This window comes from Achromobacter sp. K91, from assembly GCF_003576205.1.
In the GTDB taxonomy this organism is placed as follows: Bacteria; Pseudomonadota; Gammaproteobacteria; order Burkholderiales; family Burkholderiaceae_B; genus Achromobacter; species Achromobacter aegrifaciens.
In genome coordinates, this window is the sequence record NZ_QWFB01000030.1 from 291,582 (window position 1) to 311,916 (window position 20,335).

The window sequence follows — 20,335 nt, forward strand, 5'->3', positions numbered from 1 at the left end:
CGCGGACTCAGGCAGCCGCGATGACGCGGCCCTTGGCCAATGCCTGCGGCCAGACCGAGACCAGTTCGCCCTTTTGCCACTGGACCATGATGGGCTGCGCCATGGTGTTCAGGCCATTGGCGTCGAAATGCACGCCGCCACCGGACATCACGCCTGCCCAACCCTGGTCGTACTTTTTCGCGCGCAGGGCCTGGCTTACGGCTTCCGGCTTGTCGGACGCGGCGACTTCCAGCGCTTGCGCCAGCACGCCCGCGCAGACGGCATGCTCCAGCGCCTCGTGCGGCATGAAGGTGCCGAAGCGCTTGCGGTAGCGTTCGGTGTATTCGGGCGCCTGGTCGTAGTTGGCCGGAGCGATCGAGAGCACCGCTTCGGAATACTGGCCCAATGCCTTGGCGAAGTCGGGGATCACGTACCCCGCCGCGCCTCCCACGATGGGCACGGTCAGGCGTTGCTGCCGCATGACGCGGATGATCAGGAGGCTGTCGTTCAGGTAGGAGATAGGGAAAACGATCTGGGCATCGGACCCGCGCAACTTGCTGATTAGCGGCGTGACGTCGGTGATGCCCAGCGGATAGGCTTCGTCCAGCACGATCTGAGTGCCGGCGGCCTTGGCTGCATTGCGCACGCCGACCGCCTGCGAGGTGCCATAGGCCGTATCTTCGTAGAGCAACGCGATCTTCTTGATGTCCGAGGCGCCCGCCACGACCGATGCCGCGTAGTCGTATTGCGCGCGGCCCAGCACCGAGCCCTTGGAGACCACCTGGAAGATGTGCTTGAAGCCGCGCTCCGTGAGCACATCGGAGAACGACATCGTGAGCAGGGGGATGCCGCGGCGCTCGGTCACTTCCGACACGGCCAGCGTCAGCGACGAGGCGTAGGCGCCGATGATGGCCACGCAGCGGTTCTGCGTGATCAGGCGCTGCGCCACGGTGGCTGCGGTGGTGGGCTGGGAAGTGGCGTCGGCGACGATGAGTTTGAGCTTGGCGCCGCCCATGGCCTTGATGCCGCCGGCCGCGTTGATTTCATCGGCGGCCAGTTCCAGCCCTTGCCGCGAGTTGATGCCGAACTGCGCGTTGGCGCCTGACAGCGGCAGGATCACGCCTACGTTGACTTCCGACGGCGCGGCCAGCGCACGGCCGGGCAGGCTGGCGGCCAGTGCGGCGGCGCCCAGTCCAGCGACGAATTCCCTGCGCCCGCGGCGCATGGCCTGTTGGGGTCTTGTCATGTCTGTCTCCTGGCTTTTTTGGGTGTGGCGCAAGGCTGCCGGCCCGGCGCTCTGCGGCACATTATTGTGCTCAAATTTTAAGCAGTCAAGAAGATTGTCAGACAATCAGACTATTGACGATCGCGGGAAAATTGCCGGACAATCAGACAAAACAGTGGGCGTAAATCCCCTGCAAAGCCCGTCACCCCATCACAAAGAGGAACTCATGGCAGACATCAAATCCGAAACCCAGGCCCTGTTCGACCAAGGCCTGAACCTGCGCCGCGAAGTGCTGGGCACGGAATACGTGGACGGCTCCATCGGCCGCGCCAACGAATTCATGATGGCCTTCCAGCACATCACCACCGAATGGTGCTGGGGCTATACCTGGGGCCGTCCCGGTCTGGAAAAGAAGACCCGCAGCATGCTCAACCTGGCCATGCTGACCGCGCTGAACCGCCCGGCCGAGATCAAGCTGCACGTCAAGGGCGCGCTGAACAACGGCGTGACGGTCGAGGAGATCAAGGAAATCCTGCTGCAGGCCACGGTCTACTGCGGCATCCCGGCGGGGCTGGACGCGTTCAAGGTCGCCAACCAGGTGCTGGAAGAAGAGGGCGCTTTCAAGGAGTCCAAGGCATGAACGCCCCGCAAGAGCGGGTGGGCCTGATCGGCATCGGCAGCATGGGTTGGCCCATGGCGGCCCGCCTGGTGCAGGCCGGCTTTGCGGTCACGGTGTTCGACGCCGTGCCCGGCCAGGCCGCCAAGTTCGCCCAGGAAGTAGGCGGCCAGGCCGCAGCCACCTGCGCCGAATTGGCCGCGCAGTCCGACATCATCTTCACCATGCTGCCCACCAGCGCGATCGTCGAGCAGGTGCTGAACGGCGAACAGGGCGTGCTGGCGGGTTTGCACCAGGGTAGCGTGGTCGTGGACATGAGTTCCGGCGTGCCGGCGCATACCCAGCGCCTGGCGCAGGCCGTGGCCGCCGCTGGCGGCGTCATGGTCGACGCGCCGGTCTCCGGCGGCGTGCCGCGCGCCCGCACGGGCGAACTGGCCATCATGTACGGCGGACCCGCGGCGACGCTGGAGCGGGTGCGTCCGGCCCTGTCCAGCATGGGCACGACGATCACGCCCGTGGGTGAGGTGGGCAGCGCCCATGCCATGAAGGCGTTGAACAACCTGGTGTCGGCAGGCGGCTTCCTGATCGGCGTCGAGGCCATGCTGATCGGCCAGCAATTCGGCCTCGATCCGAACGTTATCGTCGACGTACTCAACGCGTCGACCGGCATGAACAATTCCACCCAGAAGAAGTTCAAGCAGTTCGTGCTGTCGCGCCAGTTCAATTCGGGCTTCGGCCTGGACCTGATGGTCAAGGACCTGGGCATTGCGCTAGGCATCGCGACCGACACCGGCACGCCCACGCCGTTTGCCTCGCTGTGCCGCGAACTTTGGGCCTCGGCCGGCAAGACGCTGGGCAAGGGTCAGGACCACACCGCCGTCGCCCGCCTGTCCGAGCAACTGGCCGGCGTGGAGCTGGGCGCCAGGCAGCAAGACTGAAACCGTTGCGGCCGGGTTGGCGTCCGGCCGCGTCCTATCGCTCAGTGTTTACCCTGGCACTGTGCTTTACGGCAAATTTGTATGATGACATTATGACTTCACTCCTGGAAGGCAACGTCGTCATGTCCTTGGCATCTACATTACGCATGCTCGCCCCTTGTCTGGCCGGCGGGCGTCCATGACCGAAGAATCCCGCATCCGCGAAGAGATCTGCGCCGTCGGCGCCAGCCTCTACAACCGTGGCTATACCGTGGGCGCCGCCGGCAACATCAGCGCGCGCCTGGACGATGGCTGGCTGATCACGCCGACCGATGCCTGCCTGGGCAGGCTGGATCCCGTCCAACTGTCCAAGGTCGATGCGGCGGGCAGGCATGTTTCGGGCGGCAAGCCGTCCAAGACGCTGGAGCTGCATCGCGGCATCTACCAGGCCAGTCCCGGCGCTCGCGGCATCGTGCATACGCATTCCACGCATCTGGTGGCGCTGACGCTCGCGGGCGTATGGCGGCCCGATCAAGTGCTGCCGCCGATCACGCCCTATCAGGTCATGAAGGTCGGCAGGATTCCGCTGATCCCCTATCGCCGTCCCGGCGACCCCCAGGCCGCAGCCGAGGTCGCCGCCGTGGCCGGCGAGGTGCGCGGGGCACTATTCGAGCGCCTGGGGCCGGTGGTGTGGGAGCGTTCCGTGGCGCATGCGGCTTACGCGCTGGAAGAACTGGAAGAAACCGCCCGCCTGTGGCTGATGAGCGATCCCCGGCCGGCGCCATTGAGCGCGGCGGCGATCGACGAACTGCGCGACGTGTTCGGCGCGCGCTATTGAATCAAGGAATCGCGATGCCGCGCCTGGCCGCCAATCTCAGCATGATGTACACCGAGCATCCTTTCCTGGACCGGTTTGCCGCGGCCGCGGGGGACGGATTCGCGGGAGTGGAGTTCCTGTTTCCCTACGAGTACCCGGCAGCCGAACTCAAGGCGCGGCTGCAAGCGCAAGGGTTGACCCAGGCGCTGTTCAACGCGCCGCCCGGCGATTGGGCCGCGGGCGAGCGCGGCACAGCCTCGCTGCCAGGCCGTGAAAGCGAGTTTCGGCGCGGAGTCGACCAAGCCTTGGAATATGCCGCTGCGCTGGGCAACCGCAAGCTGCATCTGATGGCTGGGCTGATACAGCCCGGACAGGACCGCGCGGCGCATCGCGCGGTCTATCTGGAGAACCTTGCGTGGGCCGCGCGCGCTGCGGCATCCGCCGACGTGACGGTGGTGATCGAGCCGATCAACACGCGCGACATTCCGGGATTCTTTCTCAACCGCCAGGACGAGGCCCAAGCCGTCTGTGCCGAAGTCGGCGCAGACAATCTGAAAGTCCAGTTCGACATCTACCACTGCCAGATCGTGGAAGGCGATATCGCGGTCAAGCTCAAGCGCGACATGGCGGGCATCGGCCACATCCAGATCGCGGGCGTGCCCGACCGCCACGAGCCGGACCTGGGAGAGCTGAACTATCCATATCTGTTCGAACAGATCGATGCGTTGGGTTATGCCGGCTGGATCGGTTGCGAATACCGGCCCCGGGCCGGCACCTCCGCCGGGCTGGGCTGGGCCCGGCCCTATCTGACACACACGGGGCATACCGCGATATGAAGATACTCATCACCGGCGGCGCCGGATTCCTGGGGCAGCGCCTGGCCCGCAAGCTGCTGGAGCGCGGCACGCTGGCATTGGATGGCGGCAAGCCCGAAGCCATCACGCGGATCGACCTGCTGGATGTGGTGCAGGCGCAGGGGCCGGACGATCCGCGCATCCATGCGCAGCTTGGCGATATCGCCGACCCCGCGATGCTGCCGCAGGCCATTGACACGCAAACCCGCGCCATCTTCCATCTGGCCGCCATCGTCAGCGGGCAGGCTGAGGCGGACTTCGACCTGGGGATGCGCATCAACCTGGACGCGTCGCGCGCGCTGCTCGAAACCTGCCGCGCGCTGGGCCACAAGCCGCGGGTAATCTTCACCAGTTCGGTCGCGGTGTACGGCGGCGCGCTGCCCGACACCGTGCGCGACGATACCGCGCTCAATCCCCAATCGTCCTACGGCACGCAGAAGGCCATTGCCGAACTGCTGCTGGCGGACTACACGCGGCGCGGCTACGTGGACGGGCGCGTGCTGCGCCTGCCCACCATCAGCGTGCGTCCGGGGCGGCCCAATGCGGCGGCGTCGTCGTTTGCCAGCGGCATCATCCGCGAACCATTGAACGGCTTGGAGGCCGCCTGCCCGGTCAGCGCCGATACGCGCCTGTGGCTGCTGTCGCCGCGCGGCGCGATACAGGCCCTGATCGCCGGCTGCGAGCTCGAGACGGCCGCCGTCGCGGACCGCGCTCCCATCAATTTGCCTGGCGTGTCGGTCACGGCAAGCGAAATGGTGCAAGCGCTGCGAGAGGTCGCGGGCGAGGAGGTCGCCGGCCGTGTCGGCTGGAAGCCTGACGAGCGCGTCGAGCGCATCGTGGGCAGCTGGCCTGGACGCTGGGACACCGCTCGGGCCGAGCGCCTGGGCCTGCGCGGCGACGCTGACTTCGCGGACATCATCCGCGCCTACATGGCCGACGACCTGCCGCGCTGAGCGCCGGCAGCTCTCCATTCCTACCGTAGCCGGGCCGCCAACGATATGAGCAATCCTCAAACCCCATCCCGCCGCGTCGGCGTCATCGGCCTGGGCGCCATGGGCGCGGGCATCGCGCAAAGCCTGCGCCGGGCGGGCCACGACGTGCACGTGTACGACATCCGCAAGGAAGCTTGCGCGGCATTCGCGGCGCAGGGCGGCGTGGCCTGCGCCACCCTGGCCGACATGGCGGCCGCCTGCGACATCGTCATCAGCGTGGTCGTCAACGCCCAGCAGACCGAGGAGGTGCTGTACGGGGAAGGCGGCCTTGCCGCCGCGCTGCGCCGGGGGCGGTGTTCGTGATGTGTTCCACCGTGGATCCCAATTGGTCCATCGCGCTGGAGGCGCGGCTCGAAGCGCAGGGCATCCTGTACCTGGACGCGCCCATCTCGGGCGGCGCCGCGCGCGCGGCTTCGGGCGAGATGACGATGATGACCGCCGGGCGCGCGGCGGCCTATGACGCCTGCGGCGCGGTGCTGGAATCCATGGCCGGCAAGGTCTACCGCCTGGGCGACCGCGCCGGCGCGGGCAGCAAGGTCAAGATCATCAACCAGCTGCTGGCGGGCGTGCACATCGCAGCGGCGGCCGAGGCCATGGCGCTGGGACTGCGCGAAGGCGTGGACGCGGACGCCCTGTATGAAGTGATCACGCATAGCGCGGGCAATAGCTGGATGTTCGAGAACCGCATGGCCCATGTGCTGGCCGGCGACTACACGCCGCTCTCCGCGGTCGACATCTTCGTCAAGGACCTGGGGCTGGTGCTGGACACCGCCCGGCATACCCGCTTTCCCTTGCCGCTGGCCTCCACCGCGCATCAGATGTTCATGCAGGCCTCCAGCGCCGGCCACGGCCGCGAGGACGACAGCGCGGTGATCAAGATATTCCCGGGCATCGCCCTGCCGGAGGCCAAATGAGCATCAAACTGGGCTGCATCGCCGATGACTTCACCGGCGCCACCGATCTGGCCAACAACCTTGTGCGCGCCGGCATGCGCACCGTGCAGACCGTAGGCATACCGGGCGAACCCCTGCGCGGCGCGGCGGATGCGGTGGTGGTGGCGCTCAAGACCCGCACGCTGCCCGCGGCCGAGGCGGTGGCGCAGTCGTTGGCGGCGCTGGAGTGGCTGCTGGCGCAGGGCGCGGAACAGATCTACTTCAAGTATTGCTCCACTTTCGACAGCACGCCCGAGGGCAACATCGGGCCAGTCGCCGATGCGCTGATGACGCGGCTGGACACGGATTTCACCATTGCCACGCCGGCCTTTCCGGACAACAAGCGCACGGTGTTCAAAGGCTATCTGTTCGCAGGGGATGTGCTGCTGAACGAATCGGGCATGCAGCACCATCCGCTGACGCCCATGACCGACCCGAATCTGGTGCGCGTTCTGTCCGCGCAGACATCCCGCCGAGTCGGGTTGATCGACTACAGCGTCGTGGCGCGCGGTAGCGAGGCCATCCGCGCCCGCATTCAAGAGTTGCAGGCGCAGGGTGTGGGGATCGCCATCGTGGACGCCGTGTCCAATGACGACCTGCTGGCCTTGGGCCCCGCGCTTGCCGGCATGCCGCTGGTGACGGCGGGGTCGGGCGTGGCGATCGGACTGCCCGGCAACTGGGGACTGGCGGCGGCGTCCGCGGACGCCCGGCAACCGCGCCAGCGCGGCTTGCAGGCGGTGGTGGCGGGCAGTTGCTCGGCGGCAACCAATGGCCAGGTGGCTGCATTCATTGAAAGCGGCCGGCCGGCGTTGGCGCTGGATCCGCGGCGGCTGGCTGCGGGTCACGACGTCGTGGGCGAGGCGCTGGCTTGGGCCGATGCGCGCATGCACGATGGCCCCGTGCTGATCTACTCCACCGCGCAGCCCGCGCAGGTGAGGCAGGCGCAGAGCGAACTTGGCGCTGCGCGCGCGGGCGCCATGATCGAGGACGCCATCGCGCGCATCGCGGCGGGTCTGGTCGAACGCGGCGTGCGGCAACTGATCGTGGCGGGCGGCGAGACCTCGGGGGCGGTGGTGCAGGCGTTGGGACTGCAGCAGATCGCCATCGGTGAGCAGATCGATCCCGGCGTTCCCTGGTGCTCCGGTCATGCGCCCGCGGCACAAGGCGACATCAGCATCGCGCTGAAATCAGGCAACTTCGGCACGCGGGATTTCTTCATCAAGGCATTCGGCTAGGCGCCGGCCGCAGCGCATGCGCCGCGGCGCACCCGTCTAGCGGTGCGCCTGGCTCAACCGCTTGGCCGCATTCACCATATGGATGCGCGCGGCCTCGCGCGCGCCGTCCACGTCCCTGCCGCGTATGGCTTCGACGATGGCGATGTGTTCCTGCAGTACGTCGCGCATCAGGCTGGCGTGGCGCGCCTCGTTGGCGCGCGTGACGCGCGTGGCCGCTTCCAGGAACTGGCTGACGAAGGCCAGGGTTGTCAGGAAATAGGGGTTGCCGGTGGCGCGGGCGATGCTGCGATGGAAGGCGACGTCTTCCTGCACGCCGTCGCCGCCGTTTTCCACAGCCTGCGAAATGGCGGCCAGCGCGGCGTCGATCTCCGCCATGTCCTGCTTTTTCCGCACTGCCGCGGCTTGCGCGGCGATCTCGGTTTCCAGCGCGCGGCGCAGATCCACGATATGCAGCACGGCGTCCAGCGAGGACAGATCGGCGGCGTCGATGCGCAGAGCGCGGTTGCCGGCGTGGCCGGTGACGTACACGCCGCTGCCTTGCCGCGCTTCGACGATGCCGTCCTGCCGCAGCCGCGAAACCGCTTCGCGGATGACCGTGCGGCTGACGCCGAACTGCTCCGCCAGCGCGCTTTCCGTAGGCAATTTTTCCCCGGGCGGCACGCGACCTCCGTCGATCTCGGCGAGCAGGCGCTTGGCGACGGTGTCGGTCAGCGTGGGAGGAGTCGGAAGTCGGGGGAACACCATCGCCCTATGATACGCGCGCCCGTGCCGGCCCGGCCATGAGCGGCAGCGGCACATTCACTGCGTCTGCAAGCTTGCGTCATTTTCGAAATGTTATATCATTCGTCAATTATTTGGTACGTTATAACATTTGAAAGAGGGCGATGATGAATGGCAAGAAACTGGGGTGGCAGAGGGAACGCGGCGGCAGGGTTGCCCTGCGGGCGGGCCGCCGGGGCGCGCTGAAACCCCTGGTCTGCGCGCTGATGCTGGCTGCGCCCGCCGCGCAGGCCGACGAAGCCGCGGAAGCCGCGGCGGAACGCTCGGCCGCCAGGACGCTGGCGCCGATCACGGTTTCCGCCAACCCGCTGGGGCTGGACCTGAACAGCACCACCTTGCCGGCCTCGGTGCTGGAAGGCGACGCGCTGATCGAGCAGCGCAACGGCACCCTGGGCGACACACTGAAGAACCTGCCCGGCGTCAACAGCGACACCTTCGGCGGCGGCGCCAGCCGCCCCGTGATCCGCGGCCAGACTGCGCCGCGGGTGAAGGTGCTGTCCGACGGCTCCGAGGTGATGGACGCGTCCAGCATCTCTCCTGACCATGCGGTGACGGTGGAGCCGCTATTGGCCGAACGCATCGAAGTGCTGCGCGGTCCGGCCACGCTGCTGTATGGCGGCGGCGCGATCGGCGGCGTGGTCAATGTGGTGGACAAGAAGATCCCGACGGCGGTGCCGGAAAAAGGCATAGAAGCCGAGGCCGAGCTGCGCGGCGCCACGGGCACCAAGGAACGTGCGGGTGCGGTGGGTATCACCGCGGGCGAAGGACAGTTCGCGGTGCGCGTGGAAGGCCTGAAGCGCCGCACCAGCGACTATGACGTGCCGGATTGGCCGGGCGGCAAGCTGGAAGGTTCGTACAGCGAGTCGACGCAGGGTACGGTGGGCATGTCTTGGATCACGCCGCGCGGCTACGTCGGCCTGGCGTTCACGCATCTGGAAAGCAAGTACGGCCTGCCCGGACATAACCACGAATACGAAGGCTGCCATCCGCACGGTACTCATCTGCATTGCGGCGGCCATGATCATGACCACGACGAAGACGGCCACGATCACGACCATGAGCACGAACACGGCGGCGTGCCTTACGTGAAGCTGCGCAGCAACCGCCTCGATCTGCGCGCCGAGTACCAGGATCCATTTGCGGGCTTCGAGAAAATCCGCGTGCGCGGCGGCCTGACCGACTACCAGCACGACGAAATCGAAGGCGGCGAGGTGGGCACTCGCTTCAAGAACAAGGGCTACGACCTGCGCGTGGAAATGCAGCACAAGCCCATCGCAGGCTGGCGCGGCGTGGTGGGCGTGCAGAATGCCTACAGCGATTTCCGCGCCGATGGCGAAGAGGCGTTCCTGCCGCGCAGCAAGACGCGCTCTTATGGCCTGTTCGTGCTGGAGGAGTATCAGCTGAACGACTGGCGCTTCGAACTGGGCGCGCGGCAGGACTGGCAGCGCATCTCGCCCACGGGCGGCGCGCAGCGCAGCAGCCTGTCCGGCACGTCCTTGTCGGCCGCGGCCATCTGGGACTTCGCGCCGCAGTATTCGGTGGCCCTGTCCCTGTCGCGCTCGCAGCGCCTGCCCACCGCGCAAGAACTGTATGCGGACGGCGTGCACCTGGCCACCAACACCTACGAACTGGGCAATCCGGACCTGGGCCGCGAGACCTCGCACAACATCGACCTTACCTTGCGCAAGCACTCGGGCGATACGACGTTCTCGGCCAGCGTGTTCCACAATCGCGTGAAGAACTACATCTATGCCAACACGCTGGACCGCTACGAAGACTTTCGTCTGATCGAGTACACCCAGCGCGACGCAGAGTTCACGGGCGTGGAAGGCGAACTGCGCCACCAGTTCACCCCGGTGTTTTCGGCTGCGGTATTCGGCGACTACGTGCGCGGCAAGCTGACGGGCGGCGATGGCAACCTGCCGCGCATCCCGGCAGCGCGCGCCGGCGTGCGCGCGGATATGAAGTGGCAGCAGTGGTCGGGCGGCGTCGAGTACGCGCGCGTGTTTGCGCAGAAGGACATCGCTGCCTACGAGGAGACCACGCCTGGCTACAACATGGTCAATGCGGTGGTGGCCTACCGCGGCCAATATGGCGCCACGGGCTATGAGGTCTACCTGCGCGGCACGAATCTGCTGAACAAGCTGGCGTACAACCACGCGTCCTTCATTTCGACGGTGGCGCCGCTGCCCGGGCGCAGCGTGCTGCTGGGCGTGCGCATGACGTATTGATTTTTCCAGCCATTGGCGGATGCCTCCAAGGCGGAATGGGCATGTCCCCGTTCCGCCATTTTTTTCGTTCTACGGGTAGACCCCGATGGCAGGCATGTTGACGGCCTCCGAAGCCGTTCCTAGAATTTGATTTGTGATCACATATCAAAAATAGCAAACAAGGGACGCAGCATGGCCCAGCACGAACTGTTCGATCTCGAAGGCAGGATTGTCTTGATCACCGGCGCGGCAGGCGGTATCGGCGCCGCGCTCAGCCGGGCGTATGCCCAGGCGGGCGCGACGCTGGTGCTGACCGACCTGGCGGGGGAAAAGCTCGACGCGCTGGCGTCCGAGTTGCGCGGATCCGGCGCCAAGACCGGAAGCTACGCGCTGCAGGTGGAGGATCGCGCCGCGTGCGCCGCGGTGGTGGACGAGGCGGTGGCCGCCTTCGGCGGGGTGGACGTGCTGGTGAACTGCGCCGGCGTCAATACCCGCATGCGTCCGGAGCAGTACGCCGAAGACGTCTGGGACCGCATTATCGACATCAATCTGAAGGGCAGCTTCAACATGTGCCAGGCCGTGCACGCATCCATGCAGGTGCGCCGCAAGGGCAAGATCATCAACATCGGCTCCATCCTGGCACTGGCGTCCAACGCCATGACCGCGGCCTATTCGGCCAGCAAGGGAGGGGTGCTGCAGCTGACCCGTTCGCTGGCCTGCGCCTGGGCGGCCGATGGCATCACCGTCAACGTGATCCAGCCCGGCTGGATCGACACGGCGCTGTCGCGCCAGGCGCGAGTAGACATTCCTGGCCACGCGGAACGCGTCGTGGCGACCACGCCCATGGGCCGCTGGGGCGAACCGGAAGACATGGTCGGACCCGCCCTGTTCCTGGCCAGCGCCGCGTCCGACTTCATGACGGGCGCCAGCGTGGTGGTGGACGGCGGCGTGACCGCGCATATCTGAACGCCGCGCGGCGGCCGCAAAGCACAACGAGGGGACGGCATGCAACTCGAAGAAATCCGGCAGAAGACGCCGGTGCACGAACTGGTGGTGGAAGAGAGCGACTGGGCGCAGCTGACACGCGCCGAGGCCCTGCGCCTGACGACGCTGTTCCTGGCCGCGCGCCGCTTCGAGGAAAAAATCCTGCAGCTGGACAAGCTGAACCTGGTGCACGGGCCGGCGCATTCCAGCATCGGCCAGGAAGGCGCCGCGGCCGGTTGTATCGCCGCATTGCCCGTCGACACGCTGATGAATGGCACGCACCGCGCGCATCACCAGTGCATTGCCAAGGCCATCAACGCGCTCTACGACGGCGGCCTGGACCCCTCGGCGGCCGGCCTGACGCTGCGCATGCGCCAGGAAATCCAGGGAATGATGCACGAGATCCTGGGTTTGAAGGACGGCTGGACCGGCGGCCGTGGCGGTTCCATGCACCTGCGCCGCGCGGAGCTCGGCATCATGGGCACGAATGCCATCGTCGCGGGCGGCATTCCCATCGCTTGCGGCCACGCCTACGCGGAAAAGCAGCGTGGCTCGGGCAAGACCATGGTCACGTTTTTCGGCGACGGCGCGGTGCACCAGGGCGCCACCCACGAAGCCATGAACCTGGCGGCGCTGTACGGCCTGCCCATGATCTTCTTCCTGGAGAACAACAAGTACGCCGTCTCCATGAGCGTGGAGCAATCCACTTTCGAGACGGAATTGCTGACCCGGCCGCAGGGCCACGGCATCGCCGGAGTCAAGGTGGACGGCATGAACCCGTTCGCCACCTGGCTGGCCACGCGCTGGGCGCAAGACCATATCGTCCGCACCGGGCGCCCGGCCTTCGTCCTGGCAGAGGTGTACCGTTACTACCACCAGAGTTCTTCGATTCCGGGCAGCGCTTTCGGCTACCGCACGCGCGAAGAGGAAAACGCGTGGAAGGCACGCGATCCCTGGCTGTTCCTGCAACAGGAACTGAAGGCGCGCGGCATTCTGCGCGAGGAAGAGTTGGCGGCCGTCGACGCCGCGGTGACGGACGCGGTGGAAGCGGCCGCCGCCTCCTGCATCGAAGGCGCAGGTTCGTCGGCCCGCATACGCGCCGGCCTTTGGCCGGCGGCGGCCAGCGTGGACGAACACCTCAATAGCGACATGTCGGAGTTCGATGGCGTGCGCTACGCCGAGGCGGAGGACTATGCCGCCGAAGAGATGGAACCCCTGTCCTACATCGAGGCGATCTCGCGGGCCATGGGCGCGCGCATGGCCGAAGACGAAACAATCCACGTGTTCGGCGAGGACGTGGCCAACATGGGCGGGGGCACCGTGGGCGCCACCCGCGGACTGACGGAGACATACGCCGGCCGGCTGGTGAATACTCCGATCACTGAGAACGGATTCTGCGGCCTGGCCACCGGCGCAGCGCTGTCGGGCCTGAAGCCCGTGGTCGAGCTGATGTACAGCGACTTCTTCCTCGTGGCGGGCGACCAGCTGCTGAACCAGGCTGGCAAGATCCGTCACTTGTTCAATGGCACGGCCGAAGTGCCGTTGGTGCTGCGCGCGCGCATCCCCGGGCCGGAAGGCTATGGCTCGCAGCATTCCATGGACCCGGCAGGCGTGTTCGCGCTGTTTCCCGGGTGGCGCATCGTGGCGCCGTCCAATGCTTTCGAATACGTGGGCCTGATGAACTCGGCGCTGCGCTGCAAAGACCCAGTGCTGGTCATCGAGCCGCAGCAGCTGCACAAGCGCAAGACGCTGGTGCCCAAGGACCTGGACTACTACATCCCCATCGGCCGCGCCAAGCGCGTACGCGAGGGGGACCAGATCACACTGCTGACGACCCTGACCATGGTGGATGAATGCTGCCGCATGGTGGAAGAGGCGGGCATACGCGCCGACGTCATCGACCTGCGCACCTTGTCGCAGCGGGACATTGATTACGAAACCATCGGCCGGTCCGTCATGAAGACGGGCCGCGTCGCCATCGTCGAACAGACCACGCGCGGCGCCAGCCTGGGTGCGCTGATCGCCGACGAGATCCAGCGGCGCTACTTCGACTACCTGGACCAGCCGGTCAAGCGCGTCACCGGCCGCTGGGCGCCTCCCGTGGTGTCGCAGGCGCTGGAGCGCGCGGCGCTGGCGGGAGAGGACGACATCCGTGCCCTGATTCGTGAAATGCAGGCCGACAGTGCGCTCTCGGTCGGCCAACAGGAGCAAGCTCATGCCGCGCGCGCTTGAGGGCAAGACCGTGTTGATCACCGGCGCGGCCGGCGGCATCGGCCGCGCGACCGCCGAAGTCTGCGGCGAGCAGGGCGCATCGCTGGTGCTGGCCGATCGCGAACCACCGCAGGAACTGGTTGCGCAGTTGCAAGCCAAGGGCGTGCCGGCGCGCGCCATCGCCTTCGACGTGACGGACCGGGCCGCCGCCGAGGCGGCCGTGGCCGACATCGGGCGCCTGGACGCGCTGGTGGCCAATGCGGGCTATTGCCCCTGGGACGACTGGCACGAGGCGGGCTGGGACGAGGTCTTCCACCATGTCATCGACGTCAATCTGCTGGGGCTGATGCACCTGACGCGCGCCGTGCTGGCGAAGATGAGCGCGCAGGGCGCCGGCCGCATGGTGCTGGTGTCTTCCGTCGCCGCGCGCATGGGAGGGCTGGCCGCCAGTCCACACTACGTTGCGGCCAAGGGCGGCACGCAGGCTTTCGTCAAATGGCTGGCCCGCAAGGCGGCCGATTCCGGCGTCACCGTCAATAGCGTCGCGCCAGGCGCGACCGAGACGGGAATGACCCGTGGGCAGGCCTTCGATGCGAATAGAATTCCGCTGCGGCGCATTGCCCGGCCTCGCGAAATCGCCTTGCCCATCGCCTTTCTCTGTTCCGATGGCGCGAGCTACATCTGCGGCGCCACCCTGGACGTGAACGGTGGCGTCTACATGAATTGAGACGACATGGACAACAGCACACTGGAAGGCCTGCTCGAAAAGCAGGAACGCGTCACCGTCGCGGATCAGATCTATCAACGGACCCGTGAACTCCTGATGAGCGGCGCCGTGCCGCCGGGAGAGAAAGTCACCTTGCGCGGGCTGGCCTCGGTGCTTAACACCAGTCCCATGCCGGTACGCGAAGCGGTCAACAAACTTGTCGCCGAAGGGGCGTTGGAAATGTTGCCCAGCCGTGGCCTGCGCGTGCCCAAGCCCGGCCTGACCAAGTTCCGCGAGATCGTGCGCATCCGCTGCTGCATGGAAGGCTTCGCGGCGGCCGAGGCGGCCCAGATCATGACGGATGCGACCGTGGCGCGCATACAGCGCTACGCCGACGAGTTCGACAAACTTGGGCATCAACGCAAGATCGATACCTTGAAGACCATCGAGGCCAACCGCAATCTGCATTTCACGCTGTATGAGGCGGCCGGAATGCCTCTGTTGGTCACGATGATAGAGAACATCTGGCTGCAGATCGCGCCGCTGTTTTCACTCAGCATGGGCAGCAAGGACCGCAAGTCCGAAAGCTGGGAATCCTTCAGCCACCACGCCGCCTTGTTGGACGCCTTGAAGCGCCGCGACGGCGAAGCTGCGCGCGCGGCCATCGTGGCGGACATATCGGACGCAGCCCTGTACATCGAGAAGACAGGCAATCTGGCCAACACATAGAGCGAGTAAGACATGGATATCGAGGTCGTGATGCCCGCCATAGGCGCGGGCACGACGCAGGGCAAGATACTGCAGTGGCTGAAGCAGTCCGGCGACACGGTCAAGGTGGGCGATATCCTGGCCGAGATCGAGACCGACAAGGCCGTCATAGAACTGGAAGCCCTGGACGATGGGGTGCTGGACCGCATCCATGTGCCCGCGGGCGATGCCGAGGTACCGGTAGGCGGCGTCATCGCGACGCTGCTGCGCCGGGGCGGTGCGATGCAGCCGGCCGCCAGTCCGCCACCGGCAATCGCGAACCCGCCAGCAGCGGCTCCCCAGGCCGTCACGCGTCCTGCCCTTGCGGCCGACCTGCCATCCGGGGATCGTTCGGGCCTGGCGGAGCAGCGCCTGTTCGCCAGCCCATCCGCGCGACGCCTGGCGCGCGCGCTGGGCGTGGACCTGCACACGCTTTCCGGCAGCGGCCCGAACGGCCGCATCGTGCGGATCGACATCGAGAATGCCGCCGCGGCATCCGCGCAATCCGGGGCTACCCCCGCCGCGCCGGTCTCCAGCGCCGGCTTGCAGCCGCACAGTTCCATGCGCGCCACCATCGCGCGCCGCCTGGTGCAGTCCAAGCAGCAGGTGCCGCACTTTTACCTGACGGTGGATTGCCGCATGGACGCGCTGCTGGCCGCCCGTGCCGCATTGAATGAGCGCAGCGAGTCTGCGCGTGAGCCCATGCGCCATTCCCTTAACGACCTGCTGTCGATGGCGGTGGCACGGGCGGCCGGCCAAGTCCCGGGCATCAATGCGCAATGGACGGACGAAGGCATCGTGCAGCTGGGCCAGGTGGACCTGAGCATCGCCGTGGCGCTGGAGTCCGGACTTATCACGCCCATCGTGCGCAACGCGAACCGGAAATCCCTGCGCGAGCTCTCCACCGAGATCGCGCAGTTGGCGGAACAGGCGCGCCGTGGCCGTTTGCGACCCGAACAATACGAAGGCGGCAGCCTCACGCTGTCGAATCTGGGCATGCATGGCGTGCGCGAGTTTGCCGCCATCATCAATCCTCCCCAAAGCGTCATCCTGGCCGCGGGCGCCGTGGTCAGGCAGCCGGTGGTCGACGGCGACGACATCCGCGTGGGCCACGTCATGAGCCTTACGTTGTCGGCGGATCACCGCGTGGTGGACGGCGCGCTGGGCGCGCGCTTCCTGGGGGCGGTAAAGCAATTGCTGGAGAATCCGATCGAATTGATTCTCTAGCGTCCTGGGCGGGACCTGGACGATTTCCACGGCATCAGCGCGCAGGGTGGACCGCGAACGGCGCACAGACCGATGGCGGAAGCAAGTCGAAGCAGCATTACATCTAGTCAGGAGACAAAGTAATGAGTAAGCAGAAGCAGCTAATCCGCATTGCCTGCGCGGCGGCCTTCGTGGCCCTGGCGCCGGGCGCCTGGGCGCAGGCCGACATCAAGATTGGCTACAACAGCGATATGTCCGCCAGCGGCTCCGCCGACTTCGGCGTGTCGGCCCTCTCCGGGGCGCGGCAGGCCGCCGAGGAGATCAATGCGGCGGGCGGGGTGCTGGGCCGCAAGCTGGTCATCGTGCCGCGCGACGACGTGGGTTCGCCGCCCAAGTCGATCCAGAACACCAACGAACTCGTGGACAACGAGAAGGTCGTGGCAATGCTGGGTGGGGTGAACTCCGGCAATATGCTGGCCTGGCTGCACATCGTGCAGCAGAAGAAGGTGCCGACGATTTCGCCGTCGGCCACGGCCACGGAGATCACCAACCGCTATGGCAAGGAGCCGGCCAACTACGTCTTCCGCGTGTCCATGCGCGACCTGGACCAGATCACGCTCCTGGCGGCCTACGCCGCCAAGGCCACCAAGAACAAGAAGATCGCCATCATCGCCGACACCACCGGGTACGGGCAGCAGGGCGCCAAGGATGCGGCGCATGTGCTGAGCCTGTACGGCATCACGCCCGTGGCCAACGAGAAGTTCGGTCCCAAGGACACGGACATGTCGTCGCAGCTGAACAAGATCAAGGCCGCGGGCGCGGACACGGTCATCGTGTATGCGCTGGCTGACGCCAACGGCCACCTGATGCGCAGCCAGGAAAAGATCAATTACTTCCCGGTCACGCTCGGCTCCTGGGCCAACCTCAGTCCGCCGTTCTTGCGTATCGCGGGGCCGGAGCTGGCCAAGAAGATGATCTTCACCGCCTCCATCACCGAGGATTCCACGCCGCAATCGCGCGCGCTCTACGACGCCATCATCAAGAAGGACGGCAAGCTGCCGACATATGTGTTCGCGGCGCACGCTTATGACTCGGTCAAGATCCTGGCGGCGGCGATGACGCAGGCCAATTCCACCGACGGCGAGAAGGTGCAGCAGGCGCTGGACAAGCTGGGTAAGGTAGACGGCGTGATCAAGACCTACGCGCCGGCCTTCACCAAGGAAAACCACGAAGCGCTGTCGTACCGCGATTTTCGTCTGGTGCGCTGGATCGATGGCAAGGTGGTCACGGTCGACGACGAAGTCAGCCGCAGCATCAAGCCGGACGAACTCAAGCAGTAGGGTGGCAGGCAGGCGCCGGCCCGGGTTCAGGGCTGGCGCTTGCTCAGGTGGTTCACGAAGAGCTTGGCAGCCGTGGGCAGGGCGTCGAAGGAGCGCACGCAGATCTGGATCTGGCGCCGCGCCCAGGGTTCGGTCAGGGGAATGATGCGGATGTCGAACATGGCCGAGTAGCGGCGCGCGATGTCCAGCGGCAGCACGCCTATGCCCAGCCCCGAATTCACCATGAAGCACAGCGCGTCGAAGCCGGTGACCTGCACCTTGAGCTGGATGTTGCGCTTTTCATCGCTGGCGGCGTTGGACAGGATGCGGTTGATGGCGCTGCCGCGGTGCAAGCCGACGAAATCGTGTTCCAGCGCGTCGGCGAAGCGAAAGCCCGGCCTGTCCCGCAGGGGATGGTCGGCGGGCACCACCAGCGCCAGCGTGTCCTCGCGGTAGGGGTGGATTTCCACGTCGTGGTCTGGCGCGGTGCCGGAAAAGATGCCTACGTCGGCTGCGTTTTCGGCGACCGACTTGATGATGGTCGAGGTGATTTTCTCTTCCAGGTCGACCTGCACGTTGGGGTAGTCGTTCAGGAAGAGCTTGATGTCCTGGGGCAGGAACTGGGTGATCGCGGAAATATTGGCGTGCACCCGGATGAAGCCCCGCAGGCCGCGCGAGTAGTCGCGCATGTGGACCGAGATTTCATCCAGTTCGTGCAGGGCGCGCCGCGCCATGGTGGACAGCGCGACGCCGGCCGGCGTGGGACGGATGCCCTTGTTGGTGCGGATGAGCAGCCGGATCTTGAGGTTCTCTTCCAGCTCGCTGATCCGCTTGCTGATGGCGGCCGCGGCGATGTGCTCGTGTTCGGCCGCTGCGGCGATGGTGCCTTGCTCGACCACGCTGATGAAGAGCTTGAGGGAGGTGGGATCGAGACGCATGGCGGGACGGGCGGGAAAGCGGACGAGAAGTTCCATTGTAGCCATGGGCAGGCTTGTCATCGCGGATGGTGATGGCGGCATCGCTAATGACTGCTGTTGCGCAGGCGGGCGCCAGGGCTATTCTCCCCAAAAAATTTCGCCCGGCCCCCAGCGCGGACCGTGCGGAGCATGATGGATGGAGCGCGAGACAAATGAATCTGCAGAATAGCCAGCTGCTGCGGCAGCAGGCCTACATCGGCGGCGCCTGGTGCGACGCCGACAATGGCGCCACCATTACGGTGCGCAATCCCTTTGACGCCAGCGTGCTGGGTGCGGTGCCTAATCTGGGCCAGGCCGAGACGGCCCGCGCCATCGCGGCCGCCGATGACGCCCTGCCGGCCTGGCGGGCCAGGACGGGCAAGGAGCGCGGCGCCATCCTGCGGAAATGGCATGCCCTGATCGAGGCGCACGCCGACGACCTGGCGCTGCTGCTGACGCTGGAGCAGGGCAAGCCGCTGGCCGAAGCCCGCGGCGAGCTGAATTACGCCTTGTCCTTCGTCGAATGGTTCGCGGAAGAGGCCAAGCGCGTGTATGGCGACGTGCTGCCCCATACCCGCGGCGACCAACGCATGCTGGCCATCCGGCAACCCGTGGGCGTGTGCGCGGCGATCATCGCCTGGAACTTTCCCTCGGCCCTGGTCACGCGCAAGGTCAGTCCGGCGCTGGCCGCCGGTTGCACGGTGGTGCTCAAGCCGTCCGAGCTGACGCCGTTCACTGCGCTGGCGCTGGCCTGGCTGGGCGAGCAGGCCGGCATCCCGCCCGGCGTGCTCAACGTGGTCATCGGCGACCCCGCGCCCATCGGCACGGAGCTGACGCAGAACCCCACGGTGCGCAAGCTGACCTTCACCGGTTCCACCCAGACGGGCCGGCTGCTGATGCAGCAAAGCGCTTCCAACATCAAGAAGCTGTCGCTGGAACTGGGCGGCAACGCGCCCTTCATCGTGTTCGAGGACGCCGATCTGGACGAGGCCGTGCAAGGCCTGGTGCAGTCCAAGTTCCGCAACGCCGGCCAGACCTGCGTATGCGCCAACCGCGTCTACGTCCATGCCAGCGTCGCAGACGCCTTCAACGACAAGCTGCTGGCGGAAATGCGCCGCATGAAGGTGGGCGGCGGGCTGGAAGAAGGCGTTACGCAAGGACCGCTGATCGACCAGCGCGCGGTGGACAAGGTGGCCCGCCTGGTGGACGACGCCACGGCGTGCGGCGCGCGCCTCCTGGCGGGCGGCAAGCTGCGCGAGCCGGGCACGCTGCTGTATGAGCCGACCCTGCTGGCCGGCATCACGGATGCCATGGAACTGGCGCACGAAGAGATCTTCGGCCCGGTGGTGGGCATCAGTACCTTCGAATCCGAAGCCGCCGTGCTGGCGCGCGCCAACGATAGCGCCTCGGGCCTGGCCGCCTATTTCTACACCGCCAACCTGGAGCGGGTCTGGCGCATGATGGAAGGGCTGGAATACGGCATTGTCGGCGTGAACACCGGCGCCGTGTCCAATGAGGTCGGCCCCTTCGGCGGCATCAAGGAGTCGGGCGTGGGCCGCGAGGGTTCCAAGTACGGCATCGAAGAGTTCCTGGAAATCAAGTACGTCTGCCTTGCCGGCAAGTCGTTCAACGCGATTCCCTGACGCCCG

At 66.4% G+C, this 20,335-nt stretch carries 17 protein-coding genes and 1 pseudogene; 15 read left to right on the forward strand and 3 right to left on the reverse strand.

Features of this window, described 5'->3' with window-relative positions; all coding sequences use genetic code 11:
• Nucleotides 1-7: 7 nt before the first annotated feature.
• Nucleotides 8-1,225 (reverse strand): ABC transporter substrate-binding protein, encoded by a 1,218-nt coding sequence (locus tag DXK93_RS12935; RefSeq protein ID WP_119450242.1) that lies wholly within the window; start codon nucleotides 1,223-1,225, stop codon nucleotides 8-10.
• A 205-nt stretch (nucleotides 1,226-1,430) separates the two neighbouring features.
• On the opposite strand from DXK93_RS12935, the gene DXK93_RS12940 reads away from it, so the two are divergent.
• The 7 genes and pseudogenes from DXK93_RS12940 (at nucleotide 1,431) to otnK (ending at nucleotide 7,567) form a co-directional block, all read left to right on the forward strand.
• Nucleotides 1,431-1,844, forward strand: coding sequence for a carboxymuconolactone decarboxylase family protein (locus DXK93_RS12940; protein ID WP_119450243.1), 414 nt, complete (start codon nucleotides 1,431-1,433; stop codon nucleotides 1,842-1,844).
• Nucleotides 1,841-2,758, forward strand: coding sequence for an NAD(P)-dependent oxidoreductase (locus DXK93_RS12945; RefSeq protein WP_054457662.1), 918 nt, complete (start codon nucleotides 1,841-1,843; stop codon nucleotides 2,756-2,758). Before DXK93_RS12940 ends, DXK93_RS12945 begins: the two co-directional genes overlap by 4 nt.
• 178 nt (nucleotides 2,759-2,936) lie before the next feature.
• A complete protein-coding gene (locus tag DXK93_RS12950) occupies nucleotides 2,937-3,575 on the forward strand; it encodes an aldolase (RefSeq protein ID WP_119450244.1) in 639 nt (212 codons plus the stop codon).
• Between the two features lie 14 nt (nucleotides 3,576-3,589).
• On the forward strand, nucleotides 3,590-4,390 hold the full coding sequence (otnI, locus tag DXK93_RS12955) for a 2-oxo-tetronate isomerase (RefSeq protein ID WP_119450245.1): 801 nt from the start codon (nucleotides 3,590-3,592) through the stop codon (nucleotides 4,388-4,390).
• Nucleotides 4,387-5,361, forward strand: coding sequence for a D-erythronate dehydrogenase (gene denD, locus DXK93_RS12960; RefSeq protein ID WP_119450246.1), 975 nt, complete (start codon nucleotides 4,387-4,389; stop codon nucleotides 5,359-5,361). The genes otnI and denD overlap by 4 nt, the downstream gene beginning before the upstream one ends.
• Nucleotides 5,362-5,406: 45 nt before the next feature.
• A pseudogene (ltnD, locus tag DXK93_RS12965) lies at nucleotides 5,407-6,314 on the forward strand (L-threonate dehydrogenase).
• Nucleotides 6,311-7,567, forward strand: a complete 1,257-nt coding sequence (gene otnK, locus DXK93_RS12970) for a 3-oxo-tetronate kinase (protein WP_119450247.1) — start codon at nucleotides 6,311-6,313, stop codon at nucleotides 7,565-7,567. The pseudogene ltnD and the gene otnK overlap by 4 nt, the downstream one beginning before the upstream one ends.
• Before the next feature lie 36 nt (nucleotides 7,568-7,603).
• On the opposite strand, the gene DXK93_RS12975 is transcribed toward otnK, so the two are convergent.
• Entirely contained in the window at nucleotides 7,604-8,311 is a 708-nt protein-coding gene (locus DXK93_RS12975; RefSeq protein WP_054457656.1) for a FadR/GntR family transcriptional regulator, read from the reverse strand.
• 242 nt (nucleotides 8,312-8,553) lie between these two features.
• On the opposite strand from DXK93_RS12975, the gene DXK93_RS12980 reads away from it, so the two are divergent.
• From DXK93_RS12980 to DXK93_RS13010, 7 genes are all read left to right on the forward strand, one after another.
• Nucleotides 8,554-10,578, forward strand: coding sequence for a TonB-dependent receptor domain-containing protein (locus DXK93_RS12980; RefSeq protein WP_370126687.1), 2,025 nt, complete (start codon nucleotides 8,554-8,556; stop codon nucleotides 10,576-10,578).
• Between the two features lie 171 nt (nucleotides 10,579-10,749).
• Nucleotides 10,750-11,523 carry an SDR family NAD(P)-dependent oxidoreductase gene (locus DXK93_RS12985; RefSeq protein WP_119450248.1) on the forward strand — a complete coding sequence of 258 codons (774 nt, stop codon included), beginning with the start codon at nucleotides 10,750-10,752 and terminating at the stop codon, nucleotides 11,521-11,523.
• A gap of 39 nt (nucleotides 11,524-11,562) precedes the next feature.
• Nucleotides 11,563-13,773 (forward strand): thiamine pyrophosphate-dependent enzyme, encoded by a 2,211-nt coding sequence (locus DXK93_RS12990; RefSeq protein WP_119450249.1) that lies wholly within the window; start codon nucleotides 11,563-11,565, stop codon nucleotides 13,771-13,773.
• Nucleotides 13,757-14,479, forward strand: coding sequence for an SDR family NAD(P)-dependent oxidoreductase (locus tag DXK93_RS12995; protein ID WP_054457654.1), 723 nt, complete (start codon nucleotides 13,757-13,759; stop codon nucleotides 14,477-14,479). Before DXK93_RS12990 ends, DXK93_RS12995 begins: the two co-directional genes overlap by 17 nt.
• 6 nt (nucleotides 14,480-14,485) lie before the next feature.
• The gene (locus DXK93_RS13000) at nucleotides 14,486-15,187 is read left to right on the forward strand and encodes a GntR family transcriptional regulator (RefSeq protein WP_054457653.1); all 702 of its coding nucleotides are present in this window, start codon (nucleotides 14,486-14,488) and stop codon (nucleotides 15,185-15,187) included.
• 12 nt (nucleotides 15,188-15,199) lie between these two features.
• Nucleotides 15,200-16,432, forward strand: coding sequence for a dihydrolipoamide acetyltransferase family protein (locus DXK93_RS13005; RefSeq protein ID WP_119450250.1), 1,233 nt, complete (start codon nucleotides 15,200-15,202; stop codon nucleotides 16,430-16,432).
• A 122-nt stretch (nucleotides 16,433-16,554) separates the two neighbouring features.
• On the forward strand, nucleotides 16,555-17,751 hold the full coding sequence (locus DXK93_RS13010) for an ABC transporter substrate-binding protein (protein WP_054457651.1): 1,197 nt from the start codon (nucleotides 16,555-16,557) through the stop codon (nucleotides 17,749-17,751).
• A gap of 26 nt (nucleotides 17,752-17,777) precedes the next feature.
• Here DXK93_RS13010 and DXK93_RS13015 read toward each other — a convergent pair whose 3' ends face one another.
• Complete coding sequence (locus DXK93_RS13015) at nucleotides 17,778-18,668, reverse strand: LysR substrate-binding domain-containing protein (RefSeq protein ID WP_054457650.1); 891 nt, start codon at nucleotides 18,666-18,668, stop codon at nucleotides 17,778-17,780.
• A gap of 191 nt (nucleotides 18,669-18,859) precedes the next feature.
• On the opposite strand from DXK93_RS13015, the gene DXK93_RS13020 reads away from it, so the two are divergent.
• On the forward strand, nucleotides 18,860-20,329 hold the full coding sequence (locus DXK93_RS13020) for an NAD-dependent succinate-semialdehyde dehydrogenase (RefSeq protein ID WP_119450251.1): 1,470 nt from the start codon (nucleotides 18,860-18,862) through the stop codon (nucleotides 20,327-20,329).
• Nucleotides 20,330-20,335 lie beyond the last annotated feature (6 nt).

Bases quoted from the DNA above. Each gene is read 5' to 3' on its own strand.
- DXK93_RS12990 (WP_119450249.1), top strand. From the start codon at position 11,563: ATGCAACTCGAAGAAATCCGGCAGAAGACGCCGGTGCACGAACTGGTG.
- otnI (WP_119450245.1), top strand. From the start codon at position 3,590: ATGCCGCGCCTGGCCGCCAATCTCAGCATGATGTACACCGAGCATCCT.
- DXK93_RS13015 (WP_054457650.1), bottom strand. From the start codon at position 18,668: ATGCGTCTCGATCCCACCTCCCTCAAGCTCTTCATCAGCGTGGTCGAG.
- DXK93_RS13005 (WP_119450250.1), top strand. From the start codon at position 15,200: ATGGATATCGAGGTCGTGATGCCCGCCATAGGCGCGGGCACGACGCAG.
- denD (WP_119450246.1), top strand. From the start codon at position 4,387: ATGAAGATACTCATCACCGGCGGCGCCGGATTCCTGGGGCAGCGCCTG.
- otnK (WP_119450247.1), top strand. From the start codon at position 6,311: ATGAGCATCAAACTGGGCTGCATCGCCGATGACTTCACCGGCGCCACC.
- DXK93_RS12940 (WP_119450243.1), top strand. From the start codon at position 1,431: ATGGCAGACATCAAATCCGAAACCCAGGCCCTGTTCGACCAAGGCCTG.
- DXK93_RS13010 (WP_054457651.1), top strand. From the start codon at position 16,555: ATGAGTAAGCAGAAGCAGCTAATCCGCATTGCCTGCGCGGCGGCCTTC.
- DXK93_RS13020 (WP_119450251.1), top strand. From the start codon at position 18,860: ATGAATCTGCAGAATAGCCAGCTGCTGCGGCAGCAGGCCTACATCGGC.
- DXK93_RS12945 (WP_054457662.1), top strand. From the start codon at position 1,841: ATGAACGCCCCGCAAGAGCGGGTGGGCCTGATCGGCATCGGCAGCATG.
- DXK93_RS12975 (WP_054457656.1), bottom strand. From the start codon at position 8,311: ATGGTGTTCCCCCGACTTCCGACTCCTCCCACGCTGACCGACACCGTC.
- DXK93_RS12995 (WP_054457654.1), top strand. From the start codon at position 13,757: ATGCCGCGCGCGCTTGAGGGCAAGACCGTGTTGATCACCGGCGCGGCC.
- DXK93_RS12935 (WP_119450242.1), bottom strand. From the start codon at position 1,225: ATGACAAGACCCCAACAGGCCATGCGCCGCGGGCGCAGGGAATTCGTC.
- DXK93_RS13000 (WP_054457653.1), top strand. From the start codon at position 14,486: ATGGACAACAGCACACTGGAAGGCCTGCTCGAAAAGCAGGAACGCGTC.
- DXK93_RS12950 (WP_119450244.1), top strand. From the start codon at position 2,937: ATGACCGAAGAATCCCGCATCCGCGAAGAGATCTGCGCCGTCGGCGCC.
- DXK93_RS12985 (WP_119450248.1), top strand. From the start codon at position 10,750: ATGGCCCAGCACGAACTGTTCGATCTCGAAGGCAGGATTGTCTTGATC.
- DXK93_RS12980 (WP_370126687.1), top strand. From the start codon at position 8,554: ATGCTGGCTGCGCCCGCCGCGCAGGCCGACGAAGCCGCGGAAGCCGCG.